Origin of the sequence: Ancrocorticia populi (assembly GCF_003123745.1) — a bacterium.
Taxonomy (GTDB): domain Bacteria; phylum Actinomycetota; class Actinomycetes; order Actinomycetales; family Actinomycetaceae; genus Ancrocorticia; species Ancrocorticia populi.
On sequence record NZ_QETB01000001.1, the window covers coordinates 929,040 to 946,556 of the forward strand.

General features: G+C 59.3%; 12 protein-coding genes. 8 read left to right on the forward strand and 4 right to left on the reverse strand.

Annotation, left to right across the window (positions count from 1 at the left end; all coding sequences use genetic code 11):
• Positions 1–41 precede the first annotated feature (41 nt).
• Positions 42–1,529: an aminopeptidase P family protein gene (locus DD236_RS04310; protein WP_109093103.1), complete on the reverse strand. Its 1,488-nt coding sequence runs from the start codon at positions 1,527–1,529 to the stop codon at positions 42–44.
• Between the two features lie 297 nt (positions 1,530–1,826).
• Between DD236_RS04310 and DD236_RS04315 the strand changes: the two genes are divergently transcribed.
• The 6 genes from DD236_RS04315 to DD236_RS04340 all read left to right on the forward strand — a co-directional run bounded on the left by DD236_RS04315 (position 1,827) and on the right by DD236_RS04340 (position 7,361).
• The gene (locus DD236_RS04315; RefSeq protein ID WP_109093104.1) at positions 1,827–2,813 is read left to right on the forward strand and encodes a siderophore ABC transporter substrate-binding protein; all 987 of its coding nucleotides are present in this window, start codon (positions 1,827–1,829) and stop codon (positions 2,811–2,813) included.
• 198 nt (positions 2,814–3,011) lie between these two features.
• Positions 3,012–4,043 carry an ABC transporter permease gene (locus DD236_RS04320; RefSeq protein WP_109093105.1) on the forward strand — a complete coding sequence of 344 codons (1,032 nt, stop codon included), beginning with the start codon at positions 3,012–3,014 and terminating at the stop codon, positions 4,041–4,043.
• 9 nt (positions 4,044–4,052) lie between these two features.
• Complete coding sequence (locus tag DD236_RS04325; protein WP_109093106.1) at positions 4,053–5,129, forward strand: iron chelate uptake ABC transporter family permease subunit; 1,077 nt, start codon at positions 4,053–4,055, stop codon at positions 5,127–5,129.
• Positions 5,126–5,881, forward strand: a complete 756-nt coding sequence (locus tag DD236_RS04330; RefSeq protein ID WP_109093107.1) for an iron ABC transporter ATP-binding protein — start codon at positions 5,126–5,128, stop codon at positions 5,879–5,881. Before DD236_RS04325 ends, DD236_RS04330 begins: the two co-directional genes overlap by 4 nt.
• Before the next feature lie 23 nt (positions 5,882–5,904).
• Positions 5,905–6,747, forward strand: coding sequence for a PHP domain-containing protein (locus DD236_RS04335; RefSeq protein ID WP_109093108.1), 843 nt, complete (start codon positions 5,905–5,907; stop codon positions 6,745–6,747).
• Positions 6,744–7,361: a MarC family protein gene (locus tag DD236_RS04340; protein WP_109093109.1), complete on the forward strand. Its 618-nt coding sequence runs from the start codon at positions 6,744–6,746 to the stop codon at positions 7,359–7,361. The genes DD236_RS04335 and DD236_RS04340 overlap by 4 nt, the downstream gene beginning before the upstream one ends.
• A gap of 253 nt (positions 7,362–7,614) precedes the next feature.
• On the opposite strand, the gene DD236_RS04345 is transcribed toward DD236_RS04340, so the two are convergent.
• Together DD236_RS04345 and DD236_RS04350 are read right to left on the reverse strand one after the other, a co-directional pair.
• Complete coding sequence (locus tag DD236_RS04345) at positions 7,615–9,225, reverse strand: DEAD/DEAH box helicase (RefSeq protein ID WP_109093110.1); 1,611 nt, start codon at positions 9,223–9,225, stop codon at positions 7,615–7,617.
• Between the two features lie 155 nt (positions 9,226–9,380).
• Positions 9,381–9,611: a DUF3107 domain-containing protein gene (locus DD236_RS04350; RefSeq protein ID WP_109093111.1), complete on the reverse strand. Its 231-nt coding sequence runs from the start codon at positions 9,609–9,611 to the stop codon at positions 9,381–9,383.
• Positions 9,612–9,845: 234 nt separating this feature from the next.
• Here DD236_RS04350 and DD236_RS04355 point away from each other — a divergent pair, with 234 nt between their 5' ends.
• Together DD236_RS04355 and DD236_RS04360 are read left to right on the forward strand one after the other, a co-directional pair.
• Positions 9,846–12,977: an ATP-dependent helicase gene (locus DD236_RS04355; protein WP_109093112.1), complete on the forward strand. Its 3,132-nt coding sequence runs from the start codon at positions 9,846–9,848 to the stop codon at positions 12,975–12,977.
• A complete protein-coding gene (locus DD236_RS04360; protein ID WP_165819818.1) occupies positions 12,974–16,432 on the forward strand; it encodes an ATP-dependent helicase in 3,459 nt (1,152 codons plus the stop codon). The genes DD236_RS04355 and DD236_RS04360 overlap by 4 nt, the downstream gene beginning before the upstream one ends.
• Before the next feature lie 6 nt (positions 16,433–16,438).
• On the opposite strand, the gene DD236_RS04365 is transcribed toward DD236_RS04360, so the two are convergent.
• Entirely contained in the window at positions 16,439–17,389 is a 951-nt protein-coding gene (locus DD236_RS04365; protein WP_243409904.1) for a phosphotransferase, read from the reverse strand.
• Between the last annotated feature and the right edge of the window lie 128 nt (positions 17,390–17,517).

The window sequence follows — 17,517 nt, forward strand, 5'->3', positions numbered from 1 at the left end:
CGCTTCTGGTGGAGCGCCCTTAGTGAATCGCAGGAAGCGGCTCAGCTGTTGATGGACGCGATCCACGCCTCAACATCGGCAATAGTGCGCGGGATGTCCTCGGACAACCGTATGGCACCCGATTCGGTTACCAGAATGTCATCCTCGATGCGAACGCCGATGCCGCGGAACTTCTCGGGAACCTTCAGATCGTCCTCACGGAAGTACAGGCCAGGTTCGATCGTGAAGCACATACCCGGCTCCAGAACGGCGTCCAAGTACATTTCCTTGCGGGCGAGCGCACAATCGTGAACATCGATCCCAAGATGGTGGGAGGTGCCGTGGGGCATCCAACGGCGATGCCACTGGTTATCCGGAAGCAGCGATTCTTCTGCGGTCCCGGGTAGGATTCCCCACTGCTCGAGACGCTCAGCAATCACCTCCATGGCAACTGCGTGTACATCGCGGAACTTGCAGCCGGGCTTTTGCGCCTCGGCAAGTGCACGCTCGGCGGCATCCAGAACGGCCTGATACACCTCTGCCTGAGCCTCAGAGAAGGTGCCCGAAACGGGCAGGGTACGCGTGATATCAGCGGTGTACAGCGAATCAACCTCAATGCCAGCGTCCACCAGAATCAGCTGGCCTTCCTTCAAAGGGCCGTCATTGTCAATAAAATGAAGCGTGTTCGCGTGGTTACCGGCCGCGGCAATCGTGTCGTATCCAAGCCCATTGCCCTCTTCGCGGGCCTTGGCCCCGAAGGCACCTTCCACAACGCGCTCGCCGCGATGATGGCCGAGGGCGCGCGGGAAGGACGCGATGATGTTATCGAAGCCCTCTCGCGTGCTGTTCACGGCATGCTGCATTTGGCCGGCCTCCCATGGGTCCTTCCGGAGGCGAATCTCCGCCAGCGCTTCGGAAAGCTCGGCATCGGCTTCCTCGGCTTCCTGCGCGATCTCCGCGCGCTCGCGAAGCTCCTGAACCTGAGATTCGATTCGCGCATCAGATTGGGGGACCACTCGAAGGCTGACCTGACCCTGCCCGAGATCCTTGGCCAGAGCATCGGACAGATTGTCGATCGAATCGCATCGAATACCAGTGAGTGTAGACATCTCTTCGAGCGTTGGCTGCGCGCCTACCCAGAATTCTCCGTAGCGAGAATCCGCGTAGAACTCCTCGGAGCTGCGCGGGGCGCACGGATGGAAATACAGGGTGGCCTCGTGGCCGCCTTCCACCGGGTTAAGAACCAGCACGGCATCTGGCTCCATCTCCCCTCCCAGGCCGGTGAGGTGAGCGAATGCTGAATGGGCACGGAACCGGTAATCACAATCGTTATTGCGGGTCTTGTAACCGCCCGCGGGAATCACGAGGCGTTCGCCCGGGAACCTCTCCGAAACCAGCTTGTGCCGCGCCGGCACATAGTCCGCCGCTTCGCCTCGCTCCACATTTGAGACACGCGGACCCCAGTCCGATCCGATGAATTCTCGGAATGCGGAGCTGGTGGGCTGCTGTGACCGATTGTTTCCGCGACTTTCTAATTCTTCCTTTGTCATAGTCACATTCTCCCACCAACTGCATAGATTCGCTCTTCCTTCGCCCGTGAAGAAATGGCGGGTGGAATTCGTCGTCGTCGGAAAAACATTGGGAACGACGACGGAGCCGCACCCAGGACCAACGCCCCACTAGGTAGTCCAACCCTTTGTTAGGTTACCCTGACTGGCTGTGACAAGTTCCTCACCTGGCCGAATTGAGATTGCGGTTAGCGAAATTAATTAAGTAACGTGAGCCGTACGTTAATCGAAGTAAGGTACGCCTTACTGACTTGTACGCAATACACACAGGAGACGCACATGCGCCGCTCATTCCTCGCCACCCTCGCAGGTGGCGCGCTCATTCTTTCAGCCTGCGGGTCCGATACGGACTCCGCTGACCAGAATGAGACCACTCCCGCCGGGGATTCCTCAACGATTGAGATTGAGGACAACAATGGAACACACGAGATTTCAGTTCCGCCCGCCTCTGTTGTGGCAACGGACAATCGCACGTTCGAGACTCTCCATGATTGGGATGTGGAACTGGCCGCCGCGCCACTTGGCCTTATGCCCAGTACGGTCGATTATTCCGAAGACGATGGAATCGTGGATTTGGGCATGCACATGGAGCCTAACCTCGAGGCCGTGGTGGAGGTGAACCCGGACGTCATTATCAACGGGCAGCGGTTCACCCAGTACCATGATGATTTCGCGGAGTTGGCACCGGATGCCGCGATCGTTGAGCTTGATCCTCGCGATGGGGAGCCCTTCGATGAGGAGCTTAAGCGTCAGGTTCTGGCGCTCGGACAAGTCTTCGATAAGGAGACCGAGGCCGAGGCTCTCGGCGCCGATCTTGATACCGCGGTAGAGCGCGTCACGGGTGCCTACGATTCCGAGGAGACGGTGATGGCCGTTAATACCTCAGGTGGCGAAATTGGCTTCATCGCACCGTCAGTTGGCCGCACCCTCGGCCCCATCTACGATGTTCTTGGGCTGACGCCAGCGCTGGAAGTTGAGGGATCAACTGACGATCACCAGGGCGATGACATTAACGTGGAGGCTATCGCTGACTCGAATCCTGATTGGATCTTGGTCATGGACCGCGATGCGGCCGTGAGCGCCGATGATCCCGAGTACACTCCCGCCAACGAGCTCCTTGAGAACTCGGACGCACTTGCCAACGTGACGGCCGTGCAGGAAGGCCAGATCGTGTACATGCCAGCGGATACCTACACCAACGAAGGGATCCAGACCTACACCGAATTCTTGAACACCTTTGCCGATGCCCTTGAGGCAGCAAACTAAGAATTCCCCAGATCACCGACGGCGAGCCTTGCCCCTTAATGGCTCGCCGTCGGTCCGGTATGTCTCTGGGGGACTTGGGGTATCCGGGGTGCCCGGGAGGCGCGGAGATTAACCGGGAAATGTTCCTCGGGCGAGGTGGCAAAGTCCGAGGAACGCGTAGGACGTGTGGAACATGTGGGACGTGTCGGGGAGGAATCGATGACATCACCCGTGGAATCGGGACCAGACAAACCTGTAGTCCAAAAACCGGTAGCTAAGAAATCGCAGAAGGTTTCCTCGCACAAGCTTCTGGATTGGAAGCTACTGCTAGGGGTTATTGCGGTGGGCGGGCTACTGGTTCTCTCGCTGTATACAGGTGTTTATGACGTTCGCGGTGCAGAAGACGGATCCACCATGTTTGCCGTGACGCGCATTCCGCGTACCGTGGCGCTCATGCTGGCCGGAGCGGCGATGGCCATGTGCGGCCTCGTCATGCAACTGCTCACCCAAAACCGCTTCGTCGAGCCCACCACCACCGGCACCACCGAGTGGGCCGGGCTGGGACTCCTTTTCGTCATGGTGCTCTTCCCGGGCGCTAGCATCACCATGCGCATGGTGGGCGCCGTGATTTTTGCATTTATTGGGACAATGGTGTTCTTCGCGTTCGTACGGCGCGTATCGCTCAAGTCTTCTCTGATCGTGCCGATTATTGGGATCATGCTGGGGGCAGTAGTGGGATCCATTTCCACCTTCGTGGCGCTTCAGGCCAATGCCCTGCAAAACCTCGGCGTGTGGTTTGCCGGCAGCTTCACCTCTGTTCTGCGGGGTAACTACGAGATTCTGTGGATCGTGGCCTTCGTGGTGGTAGCAGTGTTCGTAGTGGCAGATCGCTTCACAGTGGCAGGGTTAGGTAAAGAAGTGGCCACCAACGTGGGGCTTAACTACGACAGAGTGATCTTGCTTGGGACAGTACTGGTGGCTATCGCCACCGGAGTTGTGACTGTTGTAGTGGGGAATTTGCCGTTTCTGGGCCTGATTGTGCCGAACATCGTCTCTATGATCCGCGGCGATGATCTCCGATCAAACCTGCCCTGGGTGTGCCTCCTTGGTATCGCGATCGTCACCGTATGTGACCTAGTGAGCCGGACAATCATTGCCCCGTTCGAAGTGCCCGTATCCCTGATCCTCGGGGTGTTGGGTGCGGCCGTATTTGTTGCGTTGCTGCTCGGGCAGCGGCGCCGGATGAGCTAAAGGTTGGATATGGCTCAGATAGTGGATACTCAGGAAGATCAGCCCGGTGGACGCAGTCTTGGTGGGCGCGGCGCCAGTAGTCATGAGCGGCGCTCCACAGCTTTGCCTACCGCCAAGTCACGAATCCGGTATGCCGTTGTTCTGACGATTCTTTGCGTGCTGGCGGGCGGGTTCGCTTTTGGCGTCTTGGCCGTTGGCAATCCCATGCCCGTTGGGTCGGATGGCTTTTGGCGTATCGCTAAGATGCGCACCACGAATATCACCGTGATGCTGATTGTGGCGTTCTGTCAGGCAATGGCTACCGTTTCCTTCCAAACCATCACCAACAATCGGATTATCACCCCGTCCATCATGGGATTCGAATCCCTGTACACGGTGGTCCAAACGAGCTCAGTGTATTTCTTGGGAGTTGCTGGCGTGGTAGCCCTTCAGGGGCGCGTGCAGTTTGTGGGGCAGGTGCTACTCATGGTTGCGCTGGCCATGATGCTCTATGGGTGGCTGCTGCGCGGGAAATACGGCAATCTTCAAGTCATGCTTCTCGTGGGCATCATCATTGGGGGAGGGCTTGGATCAGTTTCCAGCTTCATGCAGAGGCTGCTCACACCCAGCGAATTCGATGTTCTGGCCGCTAGAATGTTCGGCTCAATTTCCAATGCGAACGCGGATTACCTCCCCATTGCAATCCCTTTGTGCCTGGCCGCCGGCGGCGCACTCTGGTTCAAATCACGGCAGCTCAACCTCATGGCGCTAGGCAAAGAAACTGCCATCGGCCTAGGACTTAACTACAAGCGTGAGCTGCTCCAAACCCTCTTTTTCGTCTCTATTCTGATGGCGGTTTCCACCGCACTCATCGGGCCAATGACGTTCCTCGGGTTCCTCGTGGCCACACTGGCCTACCAGTTCGCGGATACCTACGATCATCGCAAGATTTTTCCCGTCGCGGTACTTACCGGATTTGTTGTGCTCTCCGGTGCTTACTTCGTTATGAAGAACATTTTCTACGCTCAGGGTGTTGTCTCCATCATCATCGAGATGGTGGGAGGCGTCACCTTCCTCATCGTCATGCTCCGAAAGGGACGCCTGTGATTACGCTCAACGACGTTCGCAAAGTCTATTCCTCCAAGGTCACCATCGGCCCCGTTGATCTGAAGATCCCGCAGGGAGGCATAACTGCCCTTGTGGGCCCCAATGGTGCCGGCAAGTCCGCGCTCCTGACGATGGTCGGGCGGTTACTGGGGATGGACTCCGGTGCGATCGAGGTGGCGGGCTACGACATCGCTTCCACTAAGTCGCGCGATTTGGCCAAGATTCTGTCTATTCTGCGCCAGGAAAACCACTTCGTCACACGCCTGACGGTGCGCCAGCTCGTGGGCTTCGGCCGGTTTCCCTATTCTCAGGGGCGCCTGACCACAGAAGACGAGGAGATCATCAGCGAGGCGATTGATTTCTTGGATCTCACAGAGCTGGAAGGACGCTACCTCGATCAGCTTTCCGGTGGTCAGCGCCAACGAGCCTATGTTGCCATGGTTTTATGCCAAGATACGGAGTTTGTGCTACTCGATGAGCCGCTCAATAACCTAGATATGAAGCACTCCGTGGAGATGATGAAGCACCTTAAGACGGCTGCTGTCAGCACCGGGCGCACCATTATCATCGTGCTCCATGACATCAATTTTGCCGCTTCCTACGCCGATTACATTTGCGCCATGAAGGACGGCTCCGTGGCTGAATTTGGAAGCCCTGCTGAAATCATGCAGCCGGACACGTTGACGCGCATCTTCGATACCCCCGTCAGCGTGATCGATGGGCCAAGCGGTCCGCTCGCGTGCTATTTCTAGAATCGCCGTGCTATTAGTAGAGCATGAGAATTGATCCGCACACCCACACCACCCGCAGCGATGGGCGTTCAACACCGAGCGCGCTGATGGCCGAGGCTGCCGTTGCGGGTATCGATATGATCGGGCTGACGGATCACGATACGGTGTCTGGTTGGGAAGAAGCTGCCAACACCGTGGAAACCAGCGGCGTGGCGCTCATTCGCGGGATGGAAATTTCGGCGATGTACCACGGGATCACGCTGCACATGCTGGGATATCTGTTTGATCCCGATGCGCCCGCCATCACTGAGCATACGCGCCAAGTCCGTGAGTCGCGGGTGGAGCGAGCCCGAGAAATGGTTGCTCGGCTGGGACGGGACTTCCCAATAACCTGGGAGGATGTCACTCGCCACCTTGAACCAGGCGCTACCGTGGGGCGCCCGCACATCGCCGATGCCCTCGTTGAGGCTGGCGTGGTGGAGAGCCGTGCTCAGGCGTTTGACCACCTACTCAAGGCGAGGTCTCCCTATTACGTATGGCACAAGGCCGCGGAGGCAACCGAGGCGATCGAGTGGATCAATGCTGCGGGCGGGCGCGCCGTGTTCGCTCATCCGGCCGCGCCACACCGTAACCGTGTTGTTCCCGTGGAGGCTTTCGAGGAGTTTGCGGAAGCCGGATTATTTGGTATCGAAATTGACCACCGGGATAATCTCGAGGCTGCCCGCCCCGAACTCGCGGCACTTGCCGATCGGCTCGATCTCGCGCGATTTGGTTCCAGCGACTACCATGGTCTGGGCAAACCTAACCGCCTTGGCGAAAACACCACGTCCCCGGCGGTCATTCAAGCTCTTATCCAGAGCTGTCAGTTGGAGGTTCTCTATCCGTGACGGGATTTGATGGCGTACTCTTCGCGTCTACTTTCACCACGCTCTTTGTTATCGCAGATCCCTTCGGGAACCTTCCGGTTTTCCTTGCTCTGACGTCACGAATGACGCCCAGGGAGCGCAAGCGGGCCGCTTGGCAGGCCACGTTGACATCGCTTGCCGTTCTCACCATCTTTGGCGTTTTCGGCAAGTACATCCTTGGGTTCCTTCACATCAGCGTAGAGGCCATGCAGCTATCTGGTGGCCTTCTACTCCTGCTTGTTGCTCTCCAGCTCCTGACCGGCTCGGAGCAGAACCCTGGCGAACCCGGTGCAGCAAACGTCGCGCTCGTGCCGATCGGCGTTCCGCTTCTCGCTGGGCCGGGCTCGATCGTGGCCGTCATGATCTCTGCTCAAGATGCCGTCAACGGCGGAGTCGGCTCAATCGTTGCGGCGATCGTTGCCGTGTTGATTGTGCATGTGGTCGAGTATGTGACGATGCGCTTTGCTAACCCAATCCATAGGCTCCTTGGCGAGGGCGGTACCATCTTCCTCACCCGGATTTCGGGCATGCTGCTCGCGGCTATCGCCGTGCAGCTCATGGTGAATGCGGTGCTCTCGATTATTGAGGGAATGTAGGCCTTCACGGATGCCTTTAGTGCTTTGGGATGCCTCTGGCGTTTGGGGTTGCCAGTATAGAGACAACTGAAAGCGCTAACCTAAACCCAAAGCGCTAACGCCAACCCAACTGGTACCCCCGACTGATTGAGGTAGGGATGGATTCGACATAGGGATTTGCCCGAAATTTGGTACCGACGACGAAGCACCCACCTCCGCAAATAACTTGCTGAGGTGGGTGCGTACGTAAGTAAACGTCGTCGTCGAAAAAACTCTAACCCTCAGAGCCCTCACTACGGTTAACGCGGCGGCGCTTGCGATTGCGGCGAGGCGCAGCCTGACGGTTGGCGTTCTCCTCAGACTTATGCGAATCGCCATGCCCGCGGCCATCGCGTCCCCGAGAATCGTTGTTGCGGCGCCGGTTGCCGCTTCCTCCTTGAGAACGCCCGCGGCGTTGTCCGCTACGTCCGCCCCGAGACCGCTCGCGGCCCTTGCCGGCGGACTTGCCAGTCTCTCCCAGATCTTCGAGCTTTTCGGCAGCAAGGCCAGCGCGTACACGCTTCTCCACCGGAAGTGTTCCGGTCACATCACTCGGAATATCAAGATCGGTATAAAGGTGATCGGAGGTGTGGTAGGTCTCGATAGGCTCGGGGTAGCCGAGGTTCAGGGTCTTGTTGATAACGGCCCAGCGCGGGATATCGTCCCAATCCACGAAAGTCACGGCTGTGCCAGAATGCCCGGCACGCCCGGTGCGCCCAATGCGATGTATATACGTCTTGTCGTCTTCTGGGCACTGGTAGTTGATGACGTGGGTGACGTCGTCAACATCAATACCACGGGCAGCGACGTCGGTTGCTACCAGTACGTCCACCTTGCCATGGCGGAAGGCCCGCAACGCCTGCTCGCGCGCACCCTGCCCAAGATCTCCATGGAGGGCGCCGGCAGCGAAACCGCGCTCAGCTAGATCCTCGGCAAGACGGGCGGCAGTGCGCTTCGTACGGGTAAAGATAATGGTGAGCCCACGCCCGCGCGCCTGCAAAATACGCGAGACAACTTCCACCTTATTGAGGGCGTGGCAGCGATACACAACCTGACGTGTGCTCTTAACCGTGGCGCCTTGATCAGTAGGGTCTTGCGCCCGGATATGAGTGGGCTTGGACATGTAACGGCGTGCCATGGATACCACGGGTCCGGGCATGGTCGCGGAGAACAGCATGGTGTGCCGGCGCGGCGGAGTCTTGGACAGGATGGTCTCAACATCCTCAAGGAAGCCGAGGTCCAACATCTCATCGGCCTCGTCCAGCACCACAGTGCGGACGGCTGAAAGGTCTAGGGAGCCGTGGCGCTGTAGATCGATGAGGCGTCCAGGGGTGCCCACTACGATTTCAGCACCCTTGGTGAGGGCCTCTTGTTGCGGCTCGTAGGCACGTCCGCCATACACTTCGATGATGCGGACGTTGCGGTACTTGGCGGCCATCGTAATTTCGGCAGCTACCTGCTTGGCCAGCTCGCGTGTGGGAAGCACAATCAGCCCCTGTGGCTTGCCACGCTGAGCCTCGGGGATATCGTCCCAACCTTCTTCGTCAGGCCCGGCGATGGCTTCAAGCATCGGGATACCGAACCCGAGGGTCTTGCCCGTTCCGGTCTTGGCTTGGCCAATAATGTCATGGCGGCGCAGCGCCACGGGAAGTGTGAGGGCCTGAATTGGGAAGGGATGAATAATCCCCTTATCGGTCAGGGCTTTTGTAATGGGGGCGGAAACGCCGAAATCCTCGAACGTCTTCTGGTCAAGGCCTTCGCTATCGCCAGTAATGTCAGCTTTTACTTCCCGAACCTCGGGAACTACAGCAGCCGATGAATCGACTATGCCGGAGCTAGTGCTCATTCAGTCATCCTTTTCTTTTGGCGCGTACGGTACGCGCGGCGCAGCCGATCGCAAATGCCAATTTGAATCGAGACGACCGGGCAGCTCTTATCTCCATACTAAGACCAATGCCCCACAAGGTGCTTGCGGGGCGTTGGGTCTCACACTCTGGCGGCTTATTCGGGGACTAATCCAAAGCCCACGCGGCGGGTGTGGGCAGAGGCTACCTCGACGTAGCCGATCGCATCTGCTGGGACAACCACCGAGCGCCCGGAAGAATCCGAGAGCCGCAGCGGCGAGCCGTTTTCTAGGGCGGCATTTACGAGCTTATCCAGCTCTTCAGTGGTGATATCGATATCGAGGTTGAGTTCGCGCGGTGCCTGACGAACTCCGATGTTGATTTCCATAAGATCCTCCCTCGTGGGATAAGTAACTGCCCCTAGCTTAGCGTCCGCACCCAGTCCAGACTGAGTGGAGCCTTACCTGTTCATTGATGGCCGAATGCTGTAAGGGTTTTTAGCGACGACGACGAATTCTTGTCCGATCCCGCCGCTGCCTCTCATCGTGCAATTGCTTGGTGAGCTGTTGGTCGGCGATCGGTTGTACGGAAATGTAGTGGAGGCCCGCGATAGAGTTTCATCGTGGACACGATAGAACTTGACGAATCGCAAATTGACGCGCTTGAGGCTGCCGTTGCTCCGTGCCGGTTGAGCATTGTTGGGGCTCCCGGCTCGGGAAAAACACTCGTGTTGAGCTACCTCATCCAGCGTGAAGTGGAGCGTGCGGGCCGCCCACCCAAGATTGCGGTTCTAACTCAGGATCGGCGCTCGGCAACGTTGCTGCGCAATCAGATCTCGAGGCAACTTGGCGGGCTGCCCGAAACCGTCCGAGTTCAAACCCTCACGGCCTTTTGCTACGCGCTGGTCCAGTCCTATGCTCAGGCGGTGGGCCGTGGGGACCCGGAGCTCATCTCGGGGCCCGACGAGGATTCGATTCTTGGGGAGATTCTCGCAGCCTCCCCGGACATCGCATTTCCGTCCTTCGTGACAGACGAGGTGGCCAACATGCCGAGCTTTCGCTCGGAGATCCGCAACTTGATCACGAGGGCGTCCGAACTTGGATATTCGCCCAAGGATCTGGACGAACTGGCACGCACTTACGAGGAACCAATGTGGCACGCCGGTGCGCAGATTATGTCCAAATATGAGGATCTGACGGAGGCGCGCTCGGCTTTCGGGGGCCCGGAGGATACCTCGGATCTGCTTGATCACGCCCAACTTATTGGGACGGCTGCCAGCATGATTGCTGGCTGGGAAGCCAACGTGGCCGCCTCGCCGGGCAACGATGGGCTTGGCACGCCGCGGCCCCGCTGGGACTGGGTGGTTGTAGACGATATTGAGAACGCGCCGCGCTCCATCTTGGCACTGCTAGCGGAACTCGCAGCGGACGGAGCCTCGATCGTGGTGGCTGGTGATCCCGATGCGGCCGTTCAGGGATTCAGGGGCGGGGTGGCTAGCCTGCCAGGGGACATCACGGATCCGGCCGGTTTTGGCGCTACGCCAGTCTATTTGCACCAGCGGTACCGAGGCGGAAGCGCCATCGGGCGCGTCAGCGATCAGCTGGTCCAGCGGATCCGAGTGGGCGGATCGATGGTGGGCCATCGCTTGCCCCAAGACGCGGATGGGGACGGTGCCGTCTCGGCGCGCCGCTACGTACACCGCGAGGAAGAGATCTCCGCAATCGCGAGAGATCTGCGGCTTTTCCATATTAAAGAGGGCGTTCCGTACTCACAGATGGCGGTGGTGACGCGCTCGCGAGCGGATCACGCAGCCCTGCGTGGCTCGCTCATCCGCAAATCCATACCCGTGGAACAAATTGGTTCGGATAGGCCGCTCCACGAGCATCCGGCCGTTGCCAGCCTCCTCGACGTGATCCGTCTCAGCCTCAAGATCGGGGAGGGGCAGGATTTGGCAGACGTTCTCACCTCGTGCGTTGTGGGGATCGATCCGTTGGAACTGCGGCGCAGTAGCAGGGCGATGCGTGGTTACGAAGTGGTGCGAGGAGGCGAGCGCAGTGAGGATGAATTGCTGTCGCTGGTGCTGGAAGGGCCTGAAGCGGTCAGAGAACACGCACCTGCGGGAGCCGATGCGCTGATCCGGGCCGCCAAGATCTTTGATGCGGTGCGCCAATCGGCTAGCAAAAACAACTGGCTGGCTGAAGACGTTCTGTGGGCAGGTTGGGAAGCCAGCGGGAAGGCCGAACAGTGGCGGGCGCAGGCTCTAGCCGGTGGCCTTGCCGGGGACTGGGCGGATGTTGCGCTGGACTCGGTGATCCAGTTGTTCCGCGTTGCTCAGCGCATGGCGGATCGCGAGCCCACTGTGCAGATTCGGGAACTGATCGATGAAGTGACCAGCCAGCAGCTCCCAGAGGATTCGATTGCGCGTCTTGGGTCTGGGCAGGAGGCAGTTACGCTCACTACTCCGTCCGCATCGCAGGGGCGCGAATGGGATGTTGTGGTGATCGCCGGCCTTCAAGATGGAGTGTGGCCCAATATGCGTGTGCGTGATAGTTACACGCACACGGCTCGGCTCACACAGATCGCAACCGGGCGTCTTGTTCCAGGGCTTTCAGAGAGCGAGCAACGATTCCAAGACGTTGAGGAGACCCTCGATGATGAGCTCCGTCAGCTTTACCACTGCCTTGGCCGTGCACGGCGGCGCCTCATACTCACGTGTGTTCAGAGCGATGAGTCCGTCCCGTCGCGGTTCTTCGATGCTATGGGATTCGTTAAGGAGGAGGACGCTGACGGTGCAGAAGAGGAGCCATCCCGCCTCCTGCTGGGTCCACGCGCTCAGCACGCGGATTTGGATATGCCGGGGCTCGTGGGCCAACTTCGCCGCGCGGCGGGAGGGGCTGAGGCCGAAGGTGCGGCGGATGTCCTCTCTCAGCTCCGCGAAGGTGGCGTTGCCGAGGCTCAGCCGGGCATGTGGTTCGATCAGGTGGCCGCGAGGACTGGGGGAGAGGCCACGGGGATCAGTTCGGTTTCGCCCTCGCGCGTGGAGAGCCTCTTGGCGTGTCCCCTTCAGGGATTCTTACAGGGAGTTGGAGCGGATAGTGCCGATGGGCATGAAGCCGCCAACCTGGGCACATTCATCCATGCGATAGCGGAAGAGCTGCCGCATGGAACGCTCAGCGAGTATATCGAGCTCATGGATTCTCGGTGGCAGGCGGAATTTGAGGACCCTACGGAGAGTTTTGCGGCCCTCCAACGCTACAACCGCGCCCGTACGATGGTGGAGACTCTGGCTGTCTATGTCAAGGACCATCCTGAACCGGTGAAAACCGAGCGACGCGAGCGTGTTGAGTTGGATGAGACTGCGCGGCTCAATGCTTCCCTGGACCGGGTCACTTTTACGGATGACGGCGCGAAGGTTGCCGATTTCAAGACAGGCAAGAATGTGCCGTCAGAGGCGGATTCTGAGGACAATATTCAGCTCCAGCTCTATCAATTCATCCTCAACCGGCTCTACAACAAGAGCGAGGGAGCTGAACTTGTCTATCTTGGCGCGCCGAAGGCTAAGGGCGATCCCACCGTGCGCAGCCAAAAGCCGCTCACAGAGGAAGGCAGCATGCGGGCCGAGGAACGGATACGTGAGGCGGCGGCCATTCTCCGATCGGATGCCTTCGCCGCTAATACGGACACGGGCCCATGCGAAAGGTGCTCGTTCCGATCAGTTTGCCCAGCCAAGCCCGAGGGAAGGATGTTCTCATGACTAACTACGAATCGATCATGACGTGCCTGAACCCGGATTTCCTTCCCACGCCGGAGCAGCGCGAGGTTATCACTTCGAATTCGCCTGCGATCTTGGTGGTGGCTGGGGCTGGATCGGGAAAAACCGCCACGATGGCCAACCGGATTGCCTACCAGATAGGCACAGGCACGGTTCGGCCGGGTGAGGTCCTCGGCCTCACGTTTACTCGCAAGGCCGCGGGTGAGCTCGCCCAGCGAGTTGATCAGGCGCTTATGCGTTTGAGTAAGGGTGGTTTCCTCACGAGCCAAGGTGAGGGACTCTCCGCGCTGCGCGAGCGAATGGACCGGCCCAACATCTCAACATACAACTCGTTTGCTGCCGATATTGCTGCGAGCTACGGCATGCTCGTTGGCAAGGATCCCGGTGCCCGGCTCATTACCGATGCGGAGCGCTGGCAGCTCATGGAGGAGATCGTAGGGGCCTGGCCAACTCGTGAAGAGGATGAGGCGCTGCGAGAAAGTGCGCAGTCCACCATCATCTCCTACTCTCTTTCTCTCGCCTCTTCCCTGATCGATAATCAACTGACCACGGATGAGGCCCGCGAATTCCTGGCTCGGGAGATTGATGCGCTGAACCGTCTGGAGGAAGAGGGTAAGGGCGTCAAGCTGGGCAAGCAAGACGGTGTCAGCCTCACCACGGAGTGGAACACTCTGCGTAAGAAGGGTCTGCCCGCTCTGCAAAGGCGCCGCCAAATGCTCGATATTGTGGACGTGTACCTCGAGCGGAAGAAGCAGCTCGGTGTGGTGGAGTTTGCAGATCAGGTGGCAACTGCAGCCGCCGTCTTGGGGGAGCATCCCGCACTCGGCGAAGAGCTGGCCGGGCGTTACCGGCTAGTTTTACTTGACGAATACCAAGACACCTCGATCAATCAGGCGGACCTCTTGGTTAAGGCCCTTGGGAGCAAGATGGGCGCGTGGCGCTCCGTTTGTGCAGTGGGAGATCCCTACCAAGCGATCTATGGCTGGCGCGGGGCAAGCGCGAGCGCACTCGCAGATTTCGCCGTTCAGTTCCGGCGCCATATGGGCGGGCTGGAAGAGCTCACGCTCTCCACATCCTTCAGGAACGATTGCGCGATCTTGGACGCCGCCAACGCCGTTGCTCTGGGCATCGAGGACACCGCCTTGCCCGTGAAGAAACTGGAGGCCCGTAAGAAAGCGGGGCCGGGAAAGGTCACCGAAATCCGGACCGTTCTGCGGGAGGATTCCTACCGTGCGATAGCCTGGCGCATCAAGGACGTCATGGCTGCCATGGCGGACAAGGACGGCGGTGCAGAAATTGCCGTGCTGTGCCGTAAGCGCAAGTACATCGAGACGATAGTAGAAGCCTTGAACGAGGTGGGCGTTCCCTATGAGATCGTTGGCGGCGAAAGCTTGCTGCAGCGCCCCGAAATCTTGACGATCCGCGCAGCGCTTGCGGCAGTTGCAACTCCGGGCCGAAACGATCGCCTCATGAGGTTGCTGACCTACGTGGGTATCGGTGCTTCGGACCTGCGCGCGCTGAGCGCGTGGGCTCAGGAGTATGCCGCCCATCAGTTGCGGAGTATCCACCCGGGAAAGGAATCGAATGGAACTGGTCAAGCCGGAGGTGATGGTGAAACTAGTGGAGCATCCCTCAACCCACGCGGAGAAGGAACGCTTATCGAAGCGCTCACCTATCTTCCGGGCCTAGATTGGACAAGCTACAGGGGTGAGGCGTTTTCCGAAGCGGGCAGGGCCCAGCTTGAGCTTCTATCCGGGGTGCTTCAGTCCATTCGCGGTGCGATCCACTCGGATTTGTCCGATTTGATCGCCTTCGTTTCTCAGGCGTTGGGTTTAGATTTAGCTGCGGCAACACGGGCTAGCGGCGGCCAGAGAGTCCGTACTTCCATCAACTCCTTCATTGCACTCGGTGGCTCGTACCAGCGTGAGCACCCGGGTTCTTCGCTGGCGGACTTCCTCGAGTGGATGGAAACGAGCGACGAAAAGGAGCATGGGGGAGAGGACGAGGCGGGTATCGAGAGTGCTCGACTCGATGAGGATATCGAGGTGCGCCCGGGGGTTGTCCAGATCATGACGATCCATGCCGCCAAGGGGCTGGAATGGCGCGATCTCGTTGCAATTCCGGAGCTGGTAGAGGGGGAGTTCTCGGACATCGAATCCCGCGTCAAGTCGTGGCCCACTCAAAGTGAAACGTTCCCCTACCCTCTGCGGGCCGACTACAAGTACCTCCCGCAGTTCGATCCGGCACAGTGCGAGGATAGGGCTGAAGCTGCTCAGGGGATATATGAGTTCAAGAAGATTGCGCTGCCCGAATACGAGAGTCAAGAGCAACGCCGCCTAGCATACGTGGCGTTCACGCGGCCCCGGGCGGAGCTGCTCCTGGCCGGATATGGTCTGAAATCTCCGGAGAAGGCCGAACCACGGACGAAGGGACGTGGCCAGAACGTGGTGAGTGAAGATCCCGTGACGGTCCAGCTCCTCAAGAGGTCCACATACCTCACCGATATTCGTAAAAAAACGGATGTGACCCCCTTTGCCGAACTCGCTGGCCCGGATTGGCCCTCTGAGCTCATCGAGCAAGTTGGAGAGCAGGCGGAAGTTGATTGGCTCGTCGAGCGCTTGGGCGAAGATGCTGTCTATCCGCCGAAGCTCGCGCCTGTTCCGCACTACGCGGAAATGCCCGATCTGCTGCACTGGCCACAGAGTATCCGGCGCAAGCTCGATTCCCTAACTCCGTTGGCAACCGACGCCGATCTGAAGGAGTGGCAGTGGCAAGCGGATGTGCTGCTGGCCGAGCGCCGGGATACTCGCGCCACCACGCTGGCCCGGCCCTACTACACGGCTACCGATATGGTGCATTTGTCCGAGGATAGCGAGGCGTTCCTCGCCAATCAGCGCAGGCCAATTCCATCGAAGCCTTCAGGTGCGGCCAGGCTGGGAACCAACATGCATGCGCAGATTGCGCACCACTTCACGGAACCCGCCACTCTCGATATAGATTCTCTGATGGAGTTGCCCGCAAGCGACCTTGATATGGATTCCTCGCGCGAGGGCCAGCTCTATGACGCCTTCCTCGCTTCCCCATGGGCGGGTTGCGCGCCGTTGGCTATTGAGCAGTCGCTCGAGATCGTGGTGGCGGATCGAATCATCCGATGCACCATCGATGCGGTTTTGGATACCTCGGCCAAGCCTGGTGCCCATCCGATCACCATCGTGGATTGGAAAACGGGCCGTCGGCCGCGCAACAAGGACCTGCCGTCACGTGAGCTGCAGCTGGCCCTCTACCGTCTGGCATGGTCTCGGGCGCACAAAGTCCCGCTCGATCAGATCGGTGCCTGTTTCGTCTATTTGGGCGAACCTGAATCACGTCGCGAGCTTCAGGCCGGCGAACTGACCGAGGAGGAGATCACGGAACGGATCGCCGCGGCACTGAACTAGTGTCTCTTAGCTCGGGTCAACATCCCACGTTGGCTCGGGCTGGGAGGATGGGTCCGATTCAACATCGGCCGCGAGGTCCGTTAGCATGTTGCGGGCCTCGTGCTGGACGTCGTCGTTCTCCGTACGAATCCCGTATAGCAGCCACTTGGCGATACTCAGTTCGGACAGAAGGATTGCCCGGGTCTGAGTGCTCTCATCCACGCTGACGCCTCGGGTGTTCTCATAGGAATCGAGGATTGCGTCAAAAATCGGATCGGGAAGGGCGAGCAGCGGAGCGAAATCAACGGCGGGATCGCCCACGTGTGCCCCGCCAAACCCAAGTACCGCTGTGATTGTGCCACCCGACCACAGGAAGTTCTCCGAATCGATATCGCCATGCAGCACGGCGGGCTCAAACTCCCACAGCTCAGTGTCCTCTAGGGCGTCCTCCCAACGTCTGCGGAGCAAAGAGGGGATGGCGCGTGTTTGATCAGCATCGTGAAGTTCGGCGAGTTGGCGAACCCGGAACTCTTCAGCGGCATAGTGGGGAAGCCCGGCGTGATCGATCGTTTCGGTTGGAAGCATGTGGATGGAGGCGATGGCCCGGCCAACTTCGCGAGCCCCAGTGGACGTCATGGTCTCGAAGTCCCCGGGCGTCCCGATTGGTTCAGGGTAGACGATTGCGCGGCCGCCGGCGGCCACGTTGGCGAAGCCTGCCGGCCGCATAATGTCGAACGGAAGCTCTCCTTGGCGCAGCGCTTCTAGCAGCAGAGGCGCGATCGCCGCCTCGGCTTCGAGGGAGGTTGCAGCTGTAGTATTCATGGGAGCCTTGACGATCCAATGACGTCCCTTGGAATCGAGCACGCCGCCTGTCACGAAATCATCAGTCTCAACATACGGCGGGCGAACTCCCACGGCGCTGAGGCCGTCGATGGCATCTACTGCGAGTCCTGCGAGGTATAGCGGCGAAATCTTCACGCTCTCAACATACGTGGTCAAGCCCAGTGTTGGCGAGCGTACGTGCCCGAACGTCTCAATTTGACCGAGTTATCCACAGCCTGTGGGTGCGCTCTGCAAGCTATTGGCTACCTTCTCTATGGTGTGCG